Source organism: Dactylosporangium salmoneum, assembly GCF_039532525.1.
GTDB classification, from domain to species: Bacteria; Actinomycetota; Actinomycetes; order Mycobacteriales; family Micromonosporaceae; genus Dactylosporangium; species Dactylosporangium salmoneum.
This window is the reverse complement of the sequence record NZ_BAAARV010000052.1, coordinates 13,216-36,099: the sequence shown is the minus strand read 5'-3', so window position 1 is coordinate 36,099 and position 22,884 is coordinate 13,216. Positions and strand designations below refer to the sequence as shown.

The following is a 22,884-nucleotide window of genomic DNA, read 5'->3' as shown; positions in this document are numbered from 1 at the left end:
GCCCCCGCTGGCGGCTGAACTCGATGAACATGCCCGGGGTGGGCATGACGGTGACGCCGCCGACCAGGGCGAGGGTCGAGTCGCCGGAGCGCAGCGACTGGATCGCCACGTGCAGGGCGACCAGCGAGGAGGAGCACGCGGTGTCGACGGTGACCGCGGGACCCTCCAGGCCGAGCGTGTAGGCGACCCGGCCGCTGGTGACGCTGGTGGCGCTGCCGGTGCCGAGGTACCCGTCGACGCCGTCGGGCACGTCGTCGAGCCCTTCGGCGTAGCCGAGGGAGGCGCCGCCGACGAAGACGCCGGTCCGGCTGCCGCGCAGCGAGTGCGGGTCGATGCCGGCTCGCTCGATCGCCTCCCACGCGGTCTCCAGCACCAGCCGCTGCTGCGGGTCCATGGCGAGGGCCTCGCGCGGGGAGATGCCGAAGAAGCCGGGGTCGAAGCGGCTCGCGTCGGCGAGGAAGCCGCCCTCCAGCGTGTAGGAGGCGCCGGGCCGGTCCGGGTCGGGGTCGTAGAGCGCGTCGAGGTCCCAGCCGCGGTCGGCCGGGAACGCCGAGATCGCGTCCGTGCCGGAGCGGACCAGCTCCCACAGATCCTCCGGCGAGGCGACGCCGCCGGGGAACCGGCAGGCCATGCCGACGATCGCGACCGGGCCCGGCTGCTCCAGCTCCTGGATCCGCCGGCGCGCCCGGCGCAGGTCGGTGGTGGCCCGCCGGAGGTAGTCGCGGAGCCTGTCCTCAGCTTCCATTGCCGTTGCGCTCCTCAATCCTGCGATCGGCGTTCGGTTCAGGGCGTCTCGAGCTCGTCGTCGAGCAGCTCGAACAGTTCGCTGTCGGTGGCCTCCGCCAGGTCCTCGTCCCCGCCGTCGTCCGGGGCGCCGCCGCTCCATTGGCCCAGCAGCGTGCGCAGCCGGGCGGCGACCGCGGCGCGGGTGGCCGCGTCGGTCTCCTGGACGGCGTCGAGGTCGGCCGCGAGCTGGTTGATCCGGTCCAGCACCGAGGCGGCCGGGGACTCGTCGCCGAGGAGCTGCTCCCGGAGGTACTGCGCGAGGATCACCGGCGTCGGGTAGTCGAACGCCAGCGACGGCTGCAGCGCGAGGCCGGTGGCCGCGCCGAGCCGGTTGCGCAGCTCGACCCCGCCGAGGGAGTCCAGGCCGAGGTCGCGGAACGCCCGGTTGGGCTCGACGAGGTCGAGCATCCCGCCGTCGGCCGCGCCGTGGGACAGCACCGCGGCGGCGTGCCCGCACACCAGGTCGAGCAGCACCCGGTCGCGCTCGCCGGGTGCCAGCCCGGCCAGCCGCTGGGCCAGCGCGGACGGCTCCTCCGGCGCGGCGCCCGCCCCGGCCGCGCCCGGCTCGGTCCGCCGGGGCTCCAGGCCGCGCTTGGCGTCGGGCAGCAGGTCGAACAGGTGGGTGCGCCGCCCGGCCGCGGCGCCGAGGCCGAAGGTCTCCCAGCGGATATCGATGAGCACGACGGTGGTCTCGTCCTGCTCGAGCACCTGCTGCAGGGCGGCGGTGGCGACCGCGGGCGGCAGCTCGTAGACGCCCTGCAGCCGGGCCCGCTCGGCGGCGCCGCCGGAGGCCATGCCGGCCCCGCCCCAGGTGCCCCAGGCCACCGAGGTGGCGGGGCGGCCCTGGGCCCGGCGGAACTCGGCGAACGCGTCGAGGAACGTGTTGCCCGGCGCGTAGTTGGCCAGCCCGGCCGTGCCGAACGTGGCGCCGGAGGAAGAGAACAGCACGAACGCGTCGAGGTCGGCCCCGCGGGTGAGCTCGTCGAGGTTGACCGCCCCGGCCGCCTTGGCCCGAAGCGCGGTGGCGATCCGCTCGGGGGTGAGCGACTCGATCATGCCGTCGTCGAGCTGGGCCGCGGTGTGCACGACCGCCCGCAGCGGCCGGTCCGCGGGGATCTGCGCGAGCACGGCGGAAAGCGCCTCGCGGTCGCCGACGTCGCAGGCGGCCACGGTGACCGCGGTGCCGCTCTCAGCCAGGTCGGCGGCCAGCTCCGCGGCGCCGGGGGCGTCGCCGCCCTGCCGGCTCAGCAGGAGCAGGTGCTCGGCGCCGGAGCGGGCCGCCCAGCGGGCCACCTGTCCCCCGAGGCCGCCGGTGCCGCCGGTGATGAGCACGGTGCCGCGGGGGCGCCACTCGCGGGCGGGCGGGGTGTCGCCGAGCTGGTCGCGGACCAGGCGGCGGACCAGCACGTCCCAGTTGCGCACGGCCACCTGGTCCTCGCCGTCGACCCCGGCCAGTACCGCGGCCAGCTTCTGACCGGCTGCGTCGTCGAGCCGCTCGGGCAGGTCGACCAGGCCGCCCCACAGGCGCGGGTGCTCCATCGCGGCGACCCGGCCGAGGCCCCAGGTGAGCGCCTGGCCGGGCCGCCGCAGCTTGTCGGTGCGGCCGACGGAGACGGCGCCCCGGGTCGCGCACCACAGCGGGACCTCGACGCCGGTGGTGTCGGCCGCGCGCACCGCCGCCTGCAGCGCGGCGACGGTCGCGGCGTAGCCGGCGGGGACCTCCGGGTGGGCGGCGAGCGGGCGCTCGTCGAGGGCGAGCAGGGACAGCACACCCGCCAGGTCGTAATGGTCGTAGTAGGCGTCCTGCAGCGGCAGCGCGATCGAGTCGGGGTCGTCGGCGGCGGGGTCGACGGTGTGCCGTACCACCGTCGCACCGTGCGCGGCGAGGGCCCGCTCGCAGGCGTCGACGGCCTCGGCGGCCACGTCGCCGGCGGGCTCCAGCAGCAGCCAGGTGCCGGACATGACCGGCGGGCTGGTCTCCACGGCGGCCCAGACGATGCGGTACCGCAGCGCGTCGAGGGCGGCGCGGTCGCGGGAGCGGCGGCGCCAGTCGGCGAGCATCGGCAGGGCCGGCTCCAGGAGGTCCGCCTCGCCGCGGCCGCCGAGCGCCTGGGCGAGCAGGTCGACGTCGGCCTGCTCGACGGCGGCCCAGAAGCGGGCCTCGTCCTCGTCGTCGGCCGGCGCCGGCGACGGGGCCGCCTTCGGCTCGGGGGCCTCCAGCCAGTAGCGGCGGCGCTGGAACGGGTACGTCGGCAGGTCCACCCGCCGCCCACCGGCCAGCAGCGCCGGGAGGTCGACGGCGATGCCCTGCGCCCAGGCCTCGCCGAGCGAGGTAACGAGTCGCCGCATTCCGCCGTCGTCGCGGCGCAGCGTCCCCACTCCGAGGGCCAGGACCGGATGCGCGCTGCACTCGATGAACCCGTCGAACCCGAGCCCGCGCGCGGTGTTCACCGCATCTTCAAACCGCACCGGCTGCCGAAGATTCGTGTACCAATATGTCCCATCCAACTGCGACATATCCAGCACATCGCCCGTCACCGCAGATATGAACGGAACTCGACCCGCAGCCGGACTGATATCGGCCAGGTCAGTCAGGATCTGCCCACGCAACTCCTCCACCTGCGGCGTATGCGACGCATAATCCACCGGGATCCGGCGCACCCGAACGTCCTCACCGCAGGAGGACATGAACTCGTCCAACGCCTCAACCGGACCAGCCACCACCGTCGCCGACGGACCGTTGATCGCCGCAATAGAGAGCCGATCGTCGATCAGCTCACGCACCCGATCCACCGGCTCGGCGACCGAGACCATCCCACCGCGACCGGCAATCGCCCGCAGCGCCTTCGACCGCAGCACCACAACCCGCGCGCCATCCGCGATGGACAGCCCTCCCGCAACCACGGCCGCGGCGATCTCACCCTGCGAATGACCGATCACGGCCGCCGGGGTCACGCCGTAGGACTCCCACATCGCGGCCAGGGAGACCATCACCGCCCACAGGACCGGCTGCACCACGTCGACCCGCTCCAGCAGCTCCGGGTCGGTCAACGCGTCCCGCAGCGACCAGTCGACCAACGGGGCAAGGGCTCGCTCGCACTCGGCGAACACCGGGGACTCGGACAGCAGCTCGGTGGCCATGCCGACCCACTGGGTGCCCTGGCCGGGGAAGACGAAGACCACGCGCCGCGGCTCGGCGGCGTTGCCCTCGACGAGGTTGGCGGCCGCGGTACCGTCGGCCAGCGCCCGAAGGCCGTCCAGCGCCTCCTCGCGGTCCGCGGCCACCACCACGCCCCGGTGTTCCAGCGCCGCCCGGCCGATCGCCAGCGACGCCGCCACGTCGAGCAGGCTCAGCTCCGGGTCGTCGGCGAGCCGTCGCGCGAGCCGGGCCGCGGCCGCCCGCAGCGCGGCGGACGAGCGGGCCGAGACGACCAGCGGCACCGGACCACCGTCCTGCCCGGGAGCGTCCGGCTCGGCCGGCGCCTCTTCCAGGATCACGTGGGCGTTGGTGCCGCTCGCGCCGAAGGCCGAGACGCCCGCGCGCCGGGGCCGCTCGCCCGCCTCCCAGGCCCGGCCCTCGGTCAGCAGCTCCACCGCGCCGGCCGACCAGTCCACATTGGACGTCGGCGCGCCCACGTGCAGCGTCGGCGGCATGGTGGCGGCCCGCAGGCTCTGAACCACCTTGATGATGCCGGCGACCCCGGCGGCCGGGCCGGCGTGGCCGAGGTTGGACTTGATGGAGCCGAGCCACAGCGGGCGGCCGGCGGGCCGGTCGCGGCCATAGGTGGCGATGAGGGCCTGGGCCTCGATCGGGTCGCCCAGGCGGGTGCCGGTGCCGTGGGCCTCGACGAGGTCGACGTCGGCCGGACCCAGCCGCGCGTTGTCCAGCGCGGCCAGGATGACCCCCTCCTGGGCCGGCTCGCTGGGCGCGGTGAGCCCGTTGCTGGCGCCGTCCTGGTTGGTGGCCGAGCCGCGCACGACGGCCAGCACCGGATGGCCGAGGCGCTGGGCGTCACCGAGCCGCTCCAGCAGGAGCATGCCGACGCCCTCGGACCACGAGGTGCCGTCGGCCGCCTCGGAGAAGGACTTGCAGCGCCCATCCGGCGCGAGCGCCCGCTGGCGGCTGAACTCGACGAACGCGGCCGGGGTCGGCATGACCGAGGCGCCGCCGGCCAGGGCCATCGCGCACTCGCCGGTGCGCAGCGCCTGGACGGCCAGGTGCAGCGCGACGAGCGACGAGGAGCAGGCGGTGTCGACGGTGACCGCCGGGCCCGAAAGGCCCAGGGCGTAGGCGACCCGGCCGGAGGCCACGCTGGTCATGTTGCCGGTGCCGAGGTAGCCCTCCATGCCCTCGGGCAGCTCGTCGAGGCGGGAGAAGTAGTCGGTGGCCACGGCGCCGACGAAGACGCCGGTGCGGCTGCCGCGCTGGGCGGACGGGTCCAGGCCGGCCCGCTCGAAGGCCTCCCACGCCGTCTCCAGCACGAGCCGCTGCTGCGGGTCCATCGCCAGGGCCTCGCGGGGCGAGATGCCGAAGAAGGCGGCGTCGAAGTCGGCGGCGTCGTGCAGGAAGCCGCCCTCCCGGACGTAGCTGTGCCCGAGGGCGTCGGGGTCGGGGTCGTACAGGTCCGGGTCCCAGCCGCGGTTGGCGGGGAAGCCGGAGACGGCGTCGACGCCGCCGGCGACGAGGGCCCAGAGCTCCTCCGGGGTGGTGACGCCGCCGGGGTAGCGGCAGGCCATGCCGACGATCGCGATCGGCTCGTGGCCGGCCGCCTCCACCTCGCGCAGCCGCTGGCGGGTCTGGGTCAGGTCGGACATCGCCCGGCGCAGGTACTCCCGCAGCTTGTCCTCGTTACTCGTCGCCATGGTCGGCGCGTCCTCTCTTGCCGAATCTTGCCGAAGCCGGACGGAGTCAGAAGCTGATGCGCACGAGCCGGCTGAACCGGCGCAGCTTCGGGGACAGGTGCATGAGCCGGGAGATGAGGATCGACGTGAAGGGCATCCGCCCGACGTACGGCGAGCCGACGATGAACCACTCCTGCTCGAGCCGCAGGCCGGGCGCCCAGGCGGTCACGTCGTTGATGTCGTCGACGCCCCAGCACAGCTCGGCGCCGGTGGCCTGGATGGTCTGGTGCCGGTTCATGGAGCGGATCGCGATGGTGTTGTAGACGTCGAAGATGTACTCCCCGTGCCCGAACTTCCGGCCGATCCGCTCGACCAGCGCGCGCATCTCGGCCTCGGTGAGCAGCATCGTGAGCCCCTCGGCCACGACGATGACCTCGCCGCTCGCCGGGATCGCGTCCAGCCAGTCCCCGTCGGTGACGTCGGCGCCGACGTACCGCTGCCCCTCCGCCGCCGGGTAGAGGCGCTGCGCCAGCGCCACGACGTCGGGGAAGTCCACGTCGAACCACGTGGGGGTGCCGGGACGTTCGACCCTGTCGCAGCGGCGGTCCAGGCCGCAGCCCAGGTGCAGTACCGTGGCGGCGGGATGGGCGGCGAGGAACTGGGCCGTCCAGTCGTCGAGCTGCTTGGCCCGGATCACCATGGCGATCGCGTCGTCGGTGCGCACCCGCAGCTGCGCGTAGTCGTAGTCCAGCCGCTGCGCCGCGGCGGCCGCCGAGCGGTCGCCGAGCACCGGCTTGGCCGCGGCGCAGTCCAGCGCCTTGGCGTGCAGCGAGACGAGCAGCGTCTTGCGCTCGCGCTCGAAGTCGGCCTTCTCGAGGTTTCCGGTCGTGCTCAACGGTCTGTCCCTTCCAGGATGCGGAGCTGCTCGATGAGCCCGCTCGGGCCGATGCGCAGGATCCCGATCGCGGGGCGGTCCGGGCCGCCGCCGCGGCTCACGGTGTGCGGCACGACGACCTGGCGGTCGTCCTGCGCGGCGACCATGAGGCCCGTCTCGATGCGGACCTGGTCGCGGATCTGCGCGGCGGCGTAGTCGCGCTGGGCGTCGCGGCCGCGGCGGGCCGGCCGGCCCAGCGGGTGCTCGATGCGGCCCTCGGGGGCGAACAGCTCGACGACGGCGTCGACGTCGCCGTCGTTGAGCCGCCGGAAGTAGTCCGCGGCGATCGCCTTGCGGCGCGGTTCGTCGGGCATGGCTGGCGCTCCCCTCACGCGTTCCCGGCCGGGCCGAGCTCCCGGTCCAGGAGCTCGAACATGTCGTCGTCGGTGACCGACTCGGCCGACATCCAGTCGACGGCCGGCGTTTCCTCGGCCCGGTCCCACTTGCGGACCAGCGCCTGCAGCTGCTTGAGCACGGCGGCGCGGGCGTCGCCGGCGGCGGGCAGGGCGGCCAGCGCCGCGTCGAGGCGGCGCAGCTCCACGGCCGCCGGCGGCTCGGCCTCGGCCGCCGGGCCGATCTCGGCGCCGAGGTGCCGGGCCAGGTCGACCGGCGTCGGGTACGTGAACACCAGCGTCGGCGGCAGCCGCAGCCCGGTCGCGGCCGTGAGCCGGTTGCGCAGCTCGACCGCGGTGAGCGAGTCGAAGCCGATCTCGGTGAACGCCCGCGCGGTGTCGACGGCGGCGGCGGAGGCGTGGCCGAGCACCGCGGCGACGTGCCCGCGGACGAGGTCGAGCAGCGCGTGCTCGCGGTCGGCGGCGGACAGGCCGGCGACCCGGCGGGCCAGGGACTGCGCCGCGTCGCCGCCGTCCCCGCCGGCGGCCCGGCGCAGACCGGCCCGGACCAGGCCGCGCAGGACGGGCGGGAGCGGGCCCCCGCGCGCCTGGTCCCGCAGCGCCGGGAAGTCGAACCGCACCGGCAGCAGCAACGCCTCGGGACGGCGCACGGCCATGTCAAAGGCGGCCAGGCCGTCCGCCGGGCCCCACGGACGCATGCCGGACCGGGCGGCGCGGGCCGGCTCCGCCCCGGCGCCGAGGCCGCCGTCGACCGCCCACTGGCCCCAGGCGAGAGCGGTGGCCGGGCGCCCGGCCGCCCGGCGGCGCTGGGCGAAGGCGTCCAGGAACGTCTTGGCCGCGCCGTAGTTGGCCTGGCCGGGATTGCCGAGCTGGCCCGCGATCGAGGAGAAGACGACGAACAGGGCGAGGCCGGCACCGGCGGTGAGCTCGTCGAGGTGGGCGAGCGCGTCGGCGGTGGGGCGCAGCGCGGCCCGCACGCGGTCCGGGGTCAGCGCGGCCACGGTGCCGTCGTCGAGCGTGCCGGCCGCGTGCACGACGCCGGTCAGGGTGCGGCCGGCGAGCGCGGCCGCGAGCTGCTCCCGGTCGGCCACGTCGCAGGCCGCCACGTCGACGGTGGCACCGGCCGCGCGCAGGCCGGCGGCCAGTTCGTCGGCGCCGGGTGCGGCCGGGCCGCGGCGGCTCAGCAGCAGGAGGTCGCGGACGCCGTACGCCGAGACCAGGTGCCGGGCCACGAGCGCGCCCAAGGCGCCGGTGCCGCCGGTGACGAGGACGGTGCCGCCCCGCAGCCGTTCGGCGAGCCCGTCGTCGGCCGGGCCGGGGTCGCCGGTCGCCCGCTCCAGGCGGGGCAGCAGGGCGCGGCCGTCGCGCAGGGCCAGCTGGGTCTCGCCGGCCGCCGCGGCGGCGAGGGCGGCAGCCGGCACGGCTCGCGCCGACGCGTCGGTGGCGTCGACGTCGACGAGGACGAGCCGGCCGGGGCTCTCGGACTGGGCGGAGCGCAGCAGGCCCCAGGCCGCGGCGGCGCCCGGGTCGGGGGCCTCCCCGCCGACCGCGACCGCGCCCCGGGTCACCACGGCGAGCGGCCCGTCCCGTTCGGCCTCCTCCTGGGCCACGAGCAGCGCGTCGACGACGATGTCCGGGCCGGGCCCGAGCCACCGTACGGCGATGTCCCCCTCGGCGGGCGGCACCTCCAGGGGCTGCCAGCCGATCAGGTACAGGTGGGTGGCCTCGGCGGTCTCCGGCGGGCGCCAGGCGACGGACTCGATCTCGAGGACGGGCGCGCCGGTCGGGTCGGCCGCCCGCACCGACGCCCGGTCCCCGGCCGGCCGCGTGGTCCGGACCCGCAGCGCGGTGGCGCCGGTCGCGTGCAGGGTGACGCCGCGCCACTCGGCCGGCACCAGCTCGTCGTCCTCGGCCTGCAGTGCGGCGTCGAGCAGCTCCGGGTGGATGGCGTAGCGGGGGTCGTCGTCGCCGGCCAGCGACACGGTGACGTCGCTGTCGTCGGGGTCGAACCCGGTCGCGGGCCTTGCCGGGCCCAGGGTGCCGGTCGCATTTGCGGTCCAGTCGTCGTCCTCGGAGCGGCGCGAGTGGACGGTCAGCGGGCGCCGGCCGTCGCCGTCCGGCTCGCCGACCCAGACCTGGGCCCGGGTCCCCGGGGCGAGCGGGGCCCGGACGGTCAGCTCCTCGATGGTCGGGCAGCCGCACTCCAGGCCGGCCCGCAGCGCCAGCTCGGCGATGGTCGAGTGGGCGCGCAGCGAGGGGCGCTCGGTCAGGAGGTACGCGTCGGCGTGGGCCAGCCGGACCAACGGCTCGTCCGGGGCGCCCGCGTCGCCGGGGAGCCAGAAGGTATCGCGCTGGAACGGGTACGTCGGCAGGTCCACCCACCGCCCGCCGTCGAGCAGCGCCCGGAAGTCGACCCCGATCCCTTGCGCCCACGCCTCCCCCAGCGAGGTGACCAGCCGCCGCAACCCACCGTCATCCCGCCGCAGCGTCCCCACCCCGAGCGCCAGCACCGGATGCGCGCTGCACTCGACGAACCCGTCAAGCCCAAGCCCCCGCGCGGTATTCACCGCATCCTCAAACCGCACCGGCTGCCGCAGATTCGTGTACCAATATGTCCCATCCAACTGCGACATATCCATCACCCCGCCCGTCACAGCGGATATGAACGGGACTCGACCCGCAGCCGGCTTGATATCGGCCAGGTCAGTCAGGATCTGCGCACGCAGCTCCTCCACATGCGGGGTGTGCGACGCATAATCCACCGGGATCCGGCGCACCCGGACGTCCTCACCGCAGGAGGACATGAACTCGTCCAACGCCTCAACCGGACCAGCCACCACCGTCGCCGACGGACCGTTGATCGCCGCGATAGAGAGCCGGCCGTCGATCAGCTCACGCACCCGATCCACCGACGCCGCAACCGACACCATCCCACCGCGACCCGCAATCGCCCGCAACGCCCTCGACCGCAACACCACCACCCGCGCGCCATCCACAATGGACAAACCACCGGCAACCACCGCCGCCGCGATCTCACCCTGCGAATGACCAATCACCGCCGCAGGAGTCACGCCATAGGACTCCCACAACGCGGCCAACGACACCATGACCGCCCACAACACCGGCTGCACCACATCGACCCGCTCCAGCAACTCCGGATCGGTCAACGCATCCCGCAACGACCAGTCGACCAGCGGGGCCAAGGCCCGTTCGCACTCGGCGAACACCGGCGACGAAGACAGCAGCTCGGTCGCCATGCCCACCCACTGCGAGCCCTGCCCGGGGAAGACGAACACGGCCCGCCGCTCCGCCGTCACGTACCCCTCGACCAGGTTCGGCGCCGGCGCACCGTCGGCCAAGGCCCGCAGGCCGGCCAGGGCCTCCGCGTGGTCGGCGGCCACCACCACACCCCGGTGCTCCAGCGCGGCCCGGCCGGTCGCCAGCGACGCCGCCGCGTCGAGCAGGCTCAGGTCGCCGGTCAGCCGCCGCGAGAGCCGGTCCGCGGCCGCCCGCAGCGCGGGGGCCGAGCGGGCCGAGACGAGCAGCGGCACCGGGCCGGACGAGTCGGATCGCTCCGGGACCTCGGCAAGGGACTCGAGGATCACGTGGGCGTTGGTGCCGCTGATGCCGAAGGCCGAGACCCCCGCCCGGCGCGGGCGATCCCCGGACGTCTCCCACGGCCGGGCCGACGTCAGCACCGAGACCGCGCCCGAGGACCAGTCCACGTGCGTGGTCGGCGCGCCGACGTGCAGCGTCCGGGGCAGCAGCCCGTGCCGCATCGCGAGCACCATCTTCATGACGCCGGCCACGCCGGCCGCGGAGGCGGTGTGGCCGATGTTCGACTTCACCGCGCCGAGCCACAGCGGCCGGTCCGCGGAGCGGTCGCGGCCGTAGGTGGCCAGCAGGGCCTGCGCCTCGATCGGGTCGCCGAGCGCCGTGCCGGTGCCGTGGGCCTCGACGGCGTCGACCTCGCCGGGCGCGATCCGGGCGTCGTCGAGCGCGGCCCGGATGACCCGCTGCTGGGACGGGCCGCTGGGGGCGGTCAGGCCGTTGGAGGCGCCGTCCTGGTTCACCGCGGAGCCGCGCACCACGGCCAGGATCCGGTGGCCGTTGCGCTGGGCATCCGTCAGGCGTTCGAGGAGCAGTACGCCCGCGCCCTCGGCCGGACCGAAGCCGTCGGCGCCGTCGGCGAACGCGCGGCAGCGGCCGTCGGCGGCCAGCACCCGCTGCCGGCAGAACTCCACGAAGCCGGCCAGGCTCGCCATGATGGTCACGCCGCCGGCCATGGCGAGGGTGCAGTCGCCGGCCCGCAGCGCCCGCGCGGCCAGGTGCATGGCCACCAGCGACGAGGAGCAGGCGGTGTCGATGGTCATCGACGGGCCCTCCAGGCCCATCGTGTAGGAGATCCGGCCCGACACGATGCTGGCGAGGTTGCCGGTGCCGAGGTACCCCTCCAGCCCCTCGGGCGCGCGGCGCAGGTCGCGGGCGTAGTCGAGGTTGTTGCAGCCGACGAAGACGCCGGTGCGGGTGCCGCGCAGCGAGTCCGGGTCGATCCCGGCCCGCTCCACGACCTCCCACGCGATCTGCAGCATCAGCCGCTGCTGCGGGTCCATCGCGAGGGCCTCGCGCGGAGAGATGCCGAAGAACCCGGCGTCGAACTCGCCCGCGTCGTGCAGGAAGCCGGCCTCGCGCACGTAGCTCTTGCCCACCGCGGCCGGGTCGGGGTCGTAGACGCCCTCGACGTCCCAGCCGCGGTTGTCCGGGAAGGCGGAGATGGCGTCGCGCTCCCCCGCGACCAGCTCCCACAGCCCCTCCGGGGTGTCCACCCCGCCCGGGTAGCGGCAGGCCATGCCGATGACGGCGATCGGCTCGTGCGCGGCCTCCCGCGCCTGGCGCAGATCGCCGGTCATCCGCTTGAGGTACTCGAGCAGCTTCTCTTCGTTGTTCATCGCGACGCTCCGAACTCCCGGTCGATGAGCGCGAACATGTCCTCGGCCGTCGCGGTGGCGAGCCCGGCCCCGGACTCCTCGGCCGGCCCGGACAGCCGGTGCAGCATCGACTGCAGCCGCTGGGCGGCGCGGGCGCGCAGGTCGGGGTCACCGGCCACCCGGTCCAGCTCCGCCTCCAGCCGGTCCAGTCCGGCCAGGCCGTCGCCGGTGTCCTCGGGGACCAGCTCGGCGCGCAGGTACCCGGCCAGGGCCGCCGGGGTCGGGTAGTCGAAGACCATCGACGCGGGCAGCTGCAGGCCGGTCGCGGCGCGCAGCCGGTTGCGCAGCTCGACCGCGGTCAGCGAGTCGAAGCCGAGCTCCTTGAAGGGCCGGGCCTGGCCGACGCCGGCCGGGTCGGTGTGCCCGAGGACCGCGGCCGCCTCCGCGCGGACGAGGTCGAGCAGCTCGGCCGGGGACGCGTGTGCGAACCGTCCGGCCGTCGCCGCCGTGGGCTCCTCCGCCGGACGTTGCAGCAGGTGGCGTACCTCGGGCAGCCGCGAGATCAGCGGGCTGGGCCGCCCGGAGGTGAACCCGTCCACGAACCGGGCCCAGTCCACGTCGGCCACGGCGACGAACGTCTCGTCGTGCTCGACGGCCTGCACCATGGCGTTGAGCGCGAGCTCGCCGGGCATCTCCAGGACCCCTCGGCGGCGCATCCAGTCCTCGACGCCCTCGCCGGTGAGCATGCCCCCGCCGCCCCACGCGCCCCAGGCCACCGAGGTGGCGGTCCGCCCGGCCGCCCGGCGCCGCTCGGCCAGCGCGTCGAGGTAGGCGTTGGCCGCGGCGTACGCGCTGTGCCGGCCGCTGCCCCAGACGCCGGAGTTGGAGGAGAAGAGCACGAAGGCGTCCAGCGGCCGGTCGCCGAGCAGCTCGTCGAGGACCGCGGCGCCGAGCACCTTGCCCCGCACCAGCTCGGCGAAGTCGGCGAGGCCGGTCTCCTCGATGGTCGTCGACTGGACCACGCCGACGGCGTGCACGACGGCGGTCAGCGGGCGCTCCTGCGGTACCGCGGCGATCAGATCGGCGAGGACGGTCCGGTCGGTGACGTCGCAGGCGACCATGGTGACCCCGGCGCCGAGCGCGGTCAGCTCCGAGGCCAGCTCGGCCGCGCCGGGCGCCCGGTCGCCGCGCCGGCTGAGCAGCAGCAGGTGCTCCGCGCCGGTCTCCGCCAGGCGGCGGGCGACCTGCGCGCCGACCCCTCCGGTGCCGCCGGTGACGAGGACGGTGCCGCGCGGGCGCCAGGGCCGGACGGGCTCGGCGCCGCCCAGCGGGGCCCTCGCGAGGCGCCGGCCCAGCGGTCCCGCGGCCCGCAGGGCGACCTGGTCCTCGCCACCGGCCCCGGCCAGGACCGCGCCGAGCGCGTCCGGGTCGAGGTCGCCGGCGGGCAGGTCGACGAGGCCGCCCCAGGCCCGCGGGCGCTCCAGCGCGGCGACCCGGCCGAAGCCCCAGACCTGGGCCTGTGGGGGGTCGGCGGGGTCGTCGGCCGGGCCGGCGTGCACCGCGCCGCGGGTCAGGCACCACAGTGGCGCCTCGATGCCGGCGTCGCCGAGGGCCTGGGTGAGCGCGACCGTGCCGGCCAGGCCGACCGGCAGCTCGGGGTGGGCGGGCAGCGGCCTGGTGTCGAGGGCGAGCAGGGAGACCACCGCCCGGGCGCCGGACGCGGCGTCGCGGAGGCGGGCGGCCAGCGCCTCCCGGCCGACCTCCTCGGGGGCGACGGCCATGGTGCGGACCTCGGCGCCGGCGGACTGCAGGGCCTTGGCGACGGCGGTGGACCTTCCGTCGGCGAGGCTCGACTCCGGCTCGACCAGCAGCCACTCGCCGTCCAGCGCCGCGGCGGCGGGGGCGCCCAGCGGCTCCCACTCGACGCGGTAGCGCCAGCCGTCCACGGTGGAGCTCTCGCGGCGCCGGCGGCGCCAGCCCGACAGCAGGGGCAGCGCGGGCGCGAGCGCGGCGCCGTCGGGGACCTGCAGGGCGTCGGCCACGCCGGCCAGGTCGCCCCGCTCGATCGCAGCCCAGAACTGCTCGTCGGCAGGGTCGCTCGCGAGGACGGGCTCGCCCTGCAGCCAGTACCGCCGGCGGTCGAACGCGTACGTCGGCAGCTCCACCCACCGGCCGCCCGGTCCGCCGAGCAGCGCGGGCCAGTCCACCGCGACCCCGCGCACGTGCAGCTCGGCGAGCGAGGTCAGCAGCCGCCGCGGGCCGCCTTCGCCGCGGCGCAGCGTGCCGGTCGCGGCGATCGGGACGCCGGCCTCCTCGGCCGTGTCCTGCAGCGCGACCGTGAGCACGGGGTGGGTGCTGCACTCGACGAAGACCCGGTGGCCGTCGGCGAGCAGCGCCCGCACGGCCGCGTGCAGCTCGACCGGGCGGCGGGCGTTCCAGTACCAGTACTGCGCATCCAGCCCCTCGGTGTCCATCGGCTCCCCGGTGACCGTGGACCAGAACGGCACCTCGGCCGGGCGCGGCGACAGCGGCTCCAGCATCGCGGTCAGCCGCTCCCGCAGCGGGTCGACCTGCGCGCAGTGCGAGGCGACGGTCGCGGCCACCACCCGGGCCCGCAGCCCGTCGGCCTCGCACGCGGCCACGAACTCGCCGAGCGCCTCGAGGTCACCGGCCACCGCGACCTGGCGCGGGCCGTTGACCCCGGAGACGGCGAGCCGCTCGCCCCAGCGGGCGATCCGGGCCCGGACCTCGTCGGCGGGCGCGGCGACGGACGCCACGGCCCCGTTGCCGGCGAGCTCGTCGGCGAACAGCCGGCTGCGCAGGACCACGATCTTCGCCGCGTCCGGCAACGTCAGCGCGCCGGCCACGCACGCCGCCGCGATCTCGCCCTGGGAGCTGCCGACGACGGCGTCGGGGTGGATGCCCTGCGACCGCCAGACCGCGGCGAGCGAGACCATCACGGCGAAGAGGACCGGCTGGACCACCTCGATCCGCTCGATCGACGGTGCGCCGGGCGCGCCGCGCAGCACGTCGGCCACCGACCAGTCCAGGTGGGCGCCCAGTGCCGCGTCGCACTCGGCGAGCCGGGCGGCGAACACGGGCGAGGCGTCGAGCAGCTCGACGGCCATGCCCTCCCACTGCGAGCCCTGGCCGGGGAAGACGAACACGGTCCGCCCGGCGATGTCGGCCACGCCCCGCACCACGGCCGGGGACGGGCCGCCCTCGGCGAGCGCGTCGAGGCCGGCCGTCAGCTCCTCGCGGTCGCGGCCGACCACCACCGCCCGGTGCTCCAGCGCGGTCCGGGTCCGGACCAGCGCGGCGGCGACGTCCCCCGGCTCATCGCCGAAGTCGCGCAGGCGGCCGGCCTGGGCCCGCAGCGCGCTCTCGGTGCGGGCCGAGAGCGGAAGCAGCGTGATTTCCGCCGGTGATCTGCCCTCTTCGTCCGAGCTCAACGCCGGCGGCTGCTCCAGGATCACGTGGGCGTTGGTGCCGCTGATGCCGAACGAGGACACGCCCGCCCGCCGGGGCCGATCGAGCGCCGGCCACTCCCGCGCCTCGGTGAGCAGCGCGACCTCGCCGGAGGCCCAGTCGACGTGCGAGGAGGGGGCGTCGACGTGCAGGGTGCGCGGCAGCACCCCATGGCGCATCGCCTCGACCATCTTGATGACGCCGGCGACGCCCGCGGCGGCCTGCGCGTGGCCCAGGTTGGACTTGAGCGACCCGACGTACAGCGGCTCGGTCCGCTCCTGCCCGTAGGTGGCCAGCAGCGCCTGCGCCTCGATCGGGTCGCCCAGGGCGGTGCCGGTGCCGTGCGCCTCGACCGTGTCCACGTCGGACGGCCGCAGGCCGGCGTTGGCCAGCGCGGCACGGATGACCCGCTGCTGCGACGGGCCGTTCGGGGCGGTGAGGCCGTTGGAGGCGCCGTCCTGGTTCACGGCCGAGCCGCGCACCACGGCGTGGACCCGGTAGCCCAACCGGCGGGCAACGGACAGCCGGGCCAGCACCAGCACCCCGACCCCCTCGGCGAAGGCGGTGCCGTCGGCCGCCTCGGCGAAGGCGCGGCAGCGGCCGCCCGGCGAAAGCGCCCGCTGCCGGCTGAACTCGACGAACTCGGCCGGGGTCGGCATCACGCAGACGCCGCCGGCCAGGGCGAGGGAGCACTCGTCGAGCTGCAGCGCCTGGGTGGCCAGGTGCAGCGCGACCAGCGACGAGGAGCAGGCGGTGTCGACGGTGACCGCCGGGCCCTCCAGGCCGAAGGCGTAGGAGATCCGCCCGGAGTGGACGCTCGCGGAGACGCCGGTGCCGAGGTACCCGTCCACGCCCTCCGGCAGCTCCCGCAGGTCGGAGGCGTAGCCGGAGGCGACGGCGCCGACGTAGACGCCGGTGCGGCTGCCGCGCAGCGACATCGGCGGGATGCCGGCCCGCTCCATCGCCTCCCACGTGGTCTCCAGCAGCAGGCGCTGCTGCGGGTCCATGGCGAGCGCCTCGCGGGGCGAGATGCCGAACAGCGCGGCGTCGAACATGGCCGCGTCGCGGACGAAGCCGCCCTCCCGCGCGTACGTGTGGCCGCGCCGGTCCGGGTCGGGCGAGTAGATGCCGGCCAGATCCCAGCCGCGGTCGGCGGGGAACGGCCCGATCGCGTCGACCTCGGACTCCACCAGCCGCCACAGGTCCTCCGGCGAGGCGACGTCGCCCGGGTAGCGGCAGGCCATGCCGACGATCACGATGGGGTCGTCCGGCGCGGCGAGCACGGGTGCGGCCTCCTCCGGCGCCGGTTGGGCCTCCCCCACGAGGGCGGCCAGGAGGTGCCGGGCCAGCTCGGCCGGGGTGGGGTGGTCGAAGACGGCGGTCGCGGGCAGCCGCACGCCGGTGGCCGCGCCGAGCCGGTTGCGCAGCTCCACCGCGGTCAGCGAGTCGAAGCCGAGGTCCTTGAACGGCCGGTGGGCGTCCACGGCGTCGGCCGAGGCGTGTACCAGCACCGCGGCGGCGTGCCCGCGGACCAGGTCGGTGACCTCGCGCTCGCGGTCGGCCGGGCCGAGGGCGGCCAGCCGGTCGGCGAGCGCCCGGCCGTCGGCGGCGGTGTCGTTGGCGGCCCGCCGCGGCGCCTGGCGGACCAGCCCCCGCGCGAGGGCCGGCAGCGTGCCCTCCAGGGCGAGCCGGCGCAGCCCCGCGGTGTCCACCGGCACGGCCATGAGCAGCGCCGCGTCGGCCGCCGGGGCGGCGTCGAGCAGCGCCAGCCCCTGCTCGGCGGCGATCGGGCGGGACACGCCGCGCATGAGCCGGGCCACGGCGCTGTCGTCGAGGTGCCCGGTCAGCGCGCTCGTCGGCTGCCACAGCCCCCAGGCGAGGGACTGGGCCGGCAACCCCTGGCCCCGCCGGTGGTGGGCGAGGGCGTCGAGGACGGCATTCGCGGCGGCGTAGCTGCCCTGGCCCGGGCTGCCGAGCACGCTCGCGGCGGAGGAGAACATGACGAACGCGTCGAGGTCCCGCCCGGCGGTGAGCTCGTGCAGGATCAGCGCGCCGTCGGCCTTCGGGCGCAGTACCGTGCCGAGCCGTTCGGGCGTGAACGACTCGACGGTGCCGTCGTCCAGCGCGCCGGCCAGATGCACGACGGCGCGTACCGATTCGGTGTCCAGCAGCCGCCGCACGGCGTCCCGGTCCGCGATGTCGCAGGCGGCGACCCGTACCCGCTCGTCCGGCTCGCCGGCACCCCCGGAGCGGCTCACCAGCAGCACGTCGCGCACGCCGTGCTCGGCCACGAGGTGGCGGGCCACCAGGCGGCCCAGGGTGCCGGTGCCGCCGGTGACCAGCACCGTGCCGTCGGCGGGCCAGGCCGGGCGCGGCAGCCGCAGCACGATCTTGCCGACGTGCCTGGCCTGGCTCATGTACCGGAACGCCTCCCGCGCCCGGCGAATGTCGAACACCGTCACCGGAAGCGACGGCTCCAGCGACGCCATGACCTCGGCCAGCATCTCCCCGATCCGCCGCGGACCCGCCTCCTGCAGGTCGAAGGCGCGGTAGCGCGGCCCCAGGCCGGTGCGGACGTCGGTCTTGCCCATCTCGATGAACCGGCCGCCCTCGGCGAGCAGGCCCAGCGAGGCGTCGACGAAGTCACCGGCGAGGGAGTTGAGCACCACGTCGACCGCGGGGAAGCGCTCGGCGAAGCCCAGGTCGCGGGAGGAGGCGATGTGCTCGTCGTCGAGGCCGAGCCCGCGCAGCACGTCCCACTTGGCGGGGCTCGCGGTGGCGAAGACTTCCGCGCCGAGTCGCTGCGCCAGGTGTACCGCGGCCATCCCCACGCCACCGGCCCCCGCGTGCACGAGGACCCGCTCCCCCGCGCGCAGCCCGGCCAGGTCGACCAGCGCGTAGTAGGCGGTGAGGAAGCAGGTCGGGACCGAGGCGCCCCGCTCGAACGACCAGCCGTCCGGGATGCGGGTGACGGTCCGCGCGTCGACCACGGCGACCGGGCCGAAGGAACCGGGCAGCAGGCCGGCCACCCGGTCGCCGACGGTCACGTCGCGCACGTCCGGCGCGGCCTCGACGACCACGCCGGCGCCCTCGTTGCCCATGCGGGCCTCGCCCGGGTACATGCCGAGCGCGATGAGCACGTCCCGGAAGTTGAGGCCGGCGGCCCGCACGGCGACGCGCACCTGCCCCGGCTCCAGCGGCCGCCCGGCCGTCGCCGACTCGGCCACCCGCAGCCCGTCGGCGGTTCCGGCGCCGGACTCCTCGAGGACCCAGCCGTCGCCGGCCGGGAGGCGCAGGTCGCCGTCGGTGCCGGCCCGGGCCAGCCGCGGCACGCGGGCGGCCCCGGCGCGCACGGCGACCTGCGGTTCGCGGGCGGCCGCGGCCGCGGAGACCACGGCGGCGAGCGCGGCGGCGGACTCGTCGGTGTCGTCGAGGTCGACCAGCAGGATGCGGGCGGGGTGCTCGGCCTGGGCCGACTTGAGCAGGCCCCACAGCGCCGCGCCGGCCAGGTCCACCGGCCGGCCGGGCTCGGGGGCGGCGGCGCCGCGGGTGACGACGACCAGCCGCGCCGCCTCGAACGCCTCGGTGCCCAGCCAGGCCTGGACCAGTTCCAGGCCCGCGGCGGTGACCCGGTGCACGGCGTCGATCGGATCGCCGCCAAGGCCGGTGAAGGACGCCGCGACCAGATCGGGGGCCGGTCCGCCGGCGGCCACCGCCTCGGCCAGCGACGGCAGGTCCCAGGCGCTGGTCGGGGCCAGCCCGGCCGCCCACAGCGAGGTGGTGACGCCGAGGTCGTCCGCGCCGACCACGACCCACCTGGCCGACTCGGGCCGCTCCTCGGCGGGCAGCGGCGCCCAGTCCAGCCGGAACAGCGCATCGGACCCGGCCGCCGGTCCGGCGTCGGTGAGCGGCCGGGAGACCAGGCGTTCGACCACCGCGACGGGCTCGCCCGCGGCGTCGGCGGCGACGAGGCTCACGGCATCCGGGCCGGCCGGGGAGAGTCGCACGCGCAGGCCGGTGGCGCCGGTGCCGTGCAGGGTCACCCCGGTCCAGGCGAACGGCAGGGCGGGGCCGCCGGCAGGGTCGAGCAGGCCGGCGTGCAGCGCGGCGTCGAGCAGGGCCGGGTGCAGGCCGTAGCGGGCCGCGGTGGCCTGTTGCGGCTCGGGCAGCCGGACCTCGGCGAACAGGTCGTCGCCCCGGCGCCAGGCGGCGCGCAGGCCGCGGAAGGCGGGGCCGTAGCCGTACCCGTTGGCGGCGAACCGCTCGTAGGCGTCCCCGACGGCCAGCGGCTCGGCGCCGGGCGGCGGCCACTCGGCCAGCCCGGTGGGTGCCGCGGCCGCGCCGGGGGCGAGCCGGCCCTCCGCGTGCACGGTCCACCCGGCGTCGTCCCGGTCGGGTCGCGAGTGGACGGTCAGCGGCCGGCGCCCGTCGGCGTCGGGTTCGGAGACCCAAACCTGCACTCGTACCGCATCGTCGCCGCCCAGCACCAATGGCGCCTGGATGGTCAGCTCCTCGACCGCCGGGCACCCGCATGCCTGACCGGCCCTCAGCGCCAGCTCGACGAACGCGGTGCCCGGCAGCAGTACGGTGCCGTTCACGGCGTGGTCGGCCAGCCACGGCTGGGCGCGCGGCGAGAGCCGCTCGGTGAGCAGGTACGCGTCGGCGTGCGCCAGCCGGACCACCGGCTCGTCGCCGCCTTGAGCCCCGTCGCCGCTGAGCCAGTACCGCTCCCGCTGGAACGGGTACGTCGGCAGGTCCACCTGGCGTCCGCCGCCGAGCCCGAAGTCGACCCCGATCCCCTGGGTGTATGCCTGCCCCAGCGACGTGACGAGTCGCCGCATCCCGCCGTCGTCCCGGCGCAGCGTCCCCACCCCGAGCGCCAGCACCGGATGCGCACTGCACTCAATGAACCCGTCGAACCCGAGCCCGCGCGCGGTATTCACCGCATCTTCAAACCGCACCGGCTGCCGCAGATTCGTGTACCAATATGTCCCATCCAACTGCGACATATCCAGCACATCGCCCGTCACCGCAGATATGAACGGAACCCGCCCAGATATCGGAGTCAGGCCTTCGAGATCGGCCAAGATCTGCTCACGCAGCTCCTCCACATGCGGGGTGTGCGACGCATAGTCAACAGGGATCCGGCGCACCCGAACGTCCTCGCCGCAGGAGGACATGAACTCGTCCAACGCCTCAACCGGACCGGCCACCACCGTCGCCGACGGACCGTTGATCGCCGCAATAGAGAGCCGATCGTCGATCAGCTCACGCACCCGATCCACCGACGCAGCAACCGACACCATCCCACCGCGACCAGCAATCGCCCGCAACGCCTTCGACCGCAACACCACCACCCGCGCGCCATCCACAATGGACAATCCACCGGCAACCACCGCCGCGGCGATCTCACCCTGCGAATGACCGATCACGGCCGCAGGAGTCACGCCGTAGGACTCCCACATCGCGGCCAGGGAGACCATGACCGCCCACAGGACCGGCTGCACCACGTCGACCCGCTCCAGCAACTCCGGATCGGTCAACGCGTCCCGCAGCGACCAGTCCACCAACGGCGCCAGGGCTCGCTCGCACTCGGCGAACACCGCCGAGTCGGCCAACAATTCGGAGGCCATGCCCACCCACTGCGAGCCCTGACCCGGGAAGACGAACACCGCTCGCCGCGGCTCGGCGGCGAGGCCCTCCAGGACGTTCGCCGCCGGTTCGCCCCGGTGCAGCGCGTCCAGGCCCGCCAGCGCCTCGGCGCGGTCCGCCGCGACCACGACCGCGCGGTGGTCCAGGGCGGCCCGGCCGGTCGCCAGGGTGGACGCGGTGTCGAGCAGGCTCAGGTCCGGGTCGTCCCGCAGCCGGCCGGCCAGCCGCCCCGCCTGGGCCCGCAGCGCGGCGGACGAGCGGGCCGACACGACCAGCGGCAAGGGGTCCGCCCAGGTGCCCGCCGGCGACGGCTCGTCCACCGCCTGTTCGAGGATCACGTGGGCGTTGGTGCCGCTGATGCCGAACGCCGACACCGCGGCGCGGCGCGGGCGGTCCTCCGGCGTCTCCCACGGCCGGGCGCGGTCCAGCAGCGCGACCGCGCCGGCCGACCAGTCCACGTGGGACGACGGGTCCTCCGCGTGCAGGGTCCGGGGCAGCACGCCGCGGCGCATCGCCTCGACCATCTTGATGACGCCCGCCACCCCGGCCGCGGCCTGGGTGTGGCCGATGTTGGACTTCACCGAGCCGAGCCACAGCGGGCGGTCGCGGTCCCGGCCGTAGGTGGCCAGGAGGGCCTGCGCCTCGATCGGGTCGCCGAGCCGGGTGCCGGTGCCGTGCGCCTCGACCGCGTCCACGTCGGCCGGCAGCAGCCCGGCGTTGGCGAGCGCGGCCCGGATGACCCGCCGCTGGGACGGGCCGTTGGGGGCGGTGAGCCCGTTGGAGGCGCCGTCCTGGTTCACCGCCGAGCCGCGCACCACGGCCAGCACGCGGCGGCCGTGGCGGCGGGCGTCGGAGAGCCGCTCCAGCACGAGCACGCCCACGCCCTCCGACAGGCTCATGCCGTCGGCGCGCTCCGAGAACGGCTTGCAGCGGCCGTCGGGGGCCAGCCCGCCCTGCTCGGAGAAGCCGAGGAACTCCAGCGGCGTCGACATCACCGACACGCCGCCGACCAGCGCCAGCGCGCAGTCGCCGGCCCGCAGCGCCTGCGCGGCCAGGTGCACCGCGACGAGCGACGACGAGCAGGCGGTGTCGACGGCCACCGCCGGACCCTGCAGCCCCAGGATGTACGCCACCCGCCCCGGCACGACGCTGGAGGCGCCGCCGGTGGTCAGGTGCCCCTCGTACCCCTGCGGCGCGGGCGACACCGACCAGCAGTAGTCCAGGCCGTAGCAGCCGGCGAAGGTCCCGGTACCGCTGCCCTGCAGCGACAGCGGGGCGATCCCGGCCCGCTCCAGCGCCTCCCACGACGTCTCCAGGAACAGCCGCTGCTGCGGGTCCATCGCGAGGGCCTCGCGCGGCGAGATGCCGAAGAACGCCGCGTCGAACTCGTCGGCGCCGGGCAGGAAGCCGCCCTCCTGCGACTGCGAGCGGCGGCGCAGCTCGTCGAGGTCCCAGCCGCGGTTGGCCGGGAACGGCGACATGGCGTCGCGCCCGCCGTCGACCACGTCCCACAGGTCCTCGGGGCCGGCCACCCCACCCGGGTAGCGGCACGCCATCCCGACGATCGCGATCGGCTCGCGGCCCGCCTCCTCCACGGCGCGCAGCCGCTGGCGGGTCTCGTGCAGATCCGCGGTCACGTACTTCAGATAGTCCCGAAGCTTGTTGTCGTCCGCCACGGCAGTACCTTTCAGCTCGTCGAATCGGACGCGGGTGTGCCGAACGAGGACCGGATGAACGCGAAGAGCTCCTCGTCGCCGGCGCTGTCGAGCCGGTCGATGACCGAGCCGGCGGGCTCCTCCTCGCCGGCGCCCTCCAGCCGGGCCAGCAGGCTGCGCACCCGGGCGGCCAGCCCCGCGCGCTCGCCCGCGGCGATGGTGAGCCCGGCGACGGCCGCCTCGATGCGCTCCAGCTCGCCCTGCAC

The 22,884-nt window shown here is 75.9% G+C and carries 7 protein-coding genes; all 7 read right to left on the bottom strand.

What is annotated here, in order from left to right; genetic code table 11:
- Positions 1 to 745, bottom strand: a 745-nt coding sequence (locus ABD352_RS28455) for a beta-ketoacyl synthase N-terminal-like domain-containing protein (protein WP_344615574.1), incomplete at its 3' end; no start/stop codon positions are given.
- Positions 746 to 783: 38 nt separating this feature from the next.
- Entirely contained in the window at positions 784 to 5,613 is a 4,830-nt protein-coding gene (locus tag ABD352_RS28450) for a type I polyketide synthase (RefSeq protein WP_425553672.1), read from the bottom strand.
- An 82-nt stretch (positions 5,614 to 5,695) separates the two neighbouring features.
- A complete protein-coding gene (locus tag ABD352_RS28445; protein ID WP_344615572.1) occupies positions 5,696 to 6,523 on the bottom strand; it encodes a class I SAM-dependent methyltransferase in 828 nt (275 codons plus the stop codon).
- Entirely contained in the window at positions 6,520 to 6,876 is a 357-nt protein-coding gene (locus ABD352_RS28440) for a nuclear transport factor 2 family protein (protein ID WP_344615571.1), read from the bottom strand. The genes ABD352_RS28445 and ABD352_RS28440 overlap by 4 nt, the downstream gene beginning before the upstream one ends.
- A gap of 14 nt (positions 6,877 to 6,890) precedes the next feature.
- Entirely contained in the window at positions 6,891 to 11,813 is a 4,923-nt protein-coding gene (locus tag ABD352_RS28435; RefSeq protein WP_425553671.1) for a type I polyketide synthase, read from the bottom strand.
- A gap of 47 nt (positions 11,814 to 11,860) precedes the next feature.
- Positions 11,861 to 22,639 carry a type I polyketide synthase gene (locus tag ABD352_RS28430; RefSeq protein WP_344615569.1) on the bottom strand — a complete coding sequence of 3,593 codons (10,779 nt, stop codon included), beginning with the start codon at positions 22,637 to 22,639 and terminating at the stop codon, positions 11,861 to 11,863.
- A gap of 11 nt (positions 22,640 to 22,650) precedes the next feature.
- On the bottom strand, positions 22,651 to 22,884 hold a 234-nt coding region (locus tag ABD352_RS28425; RefSeq protein WP_425553670.1), incomplete at its 5' end, for a hypothetical protein.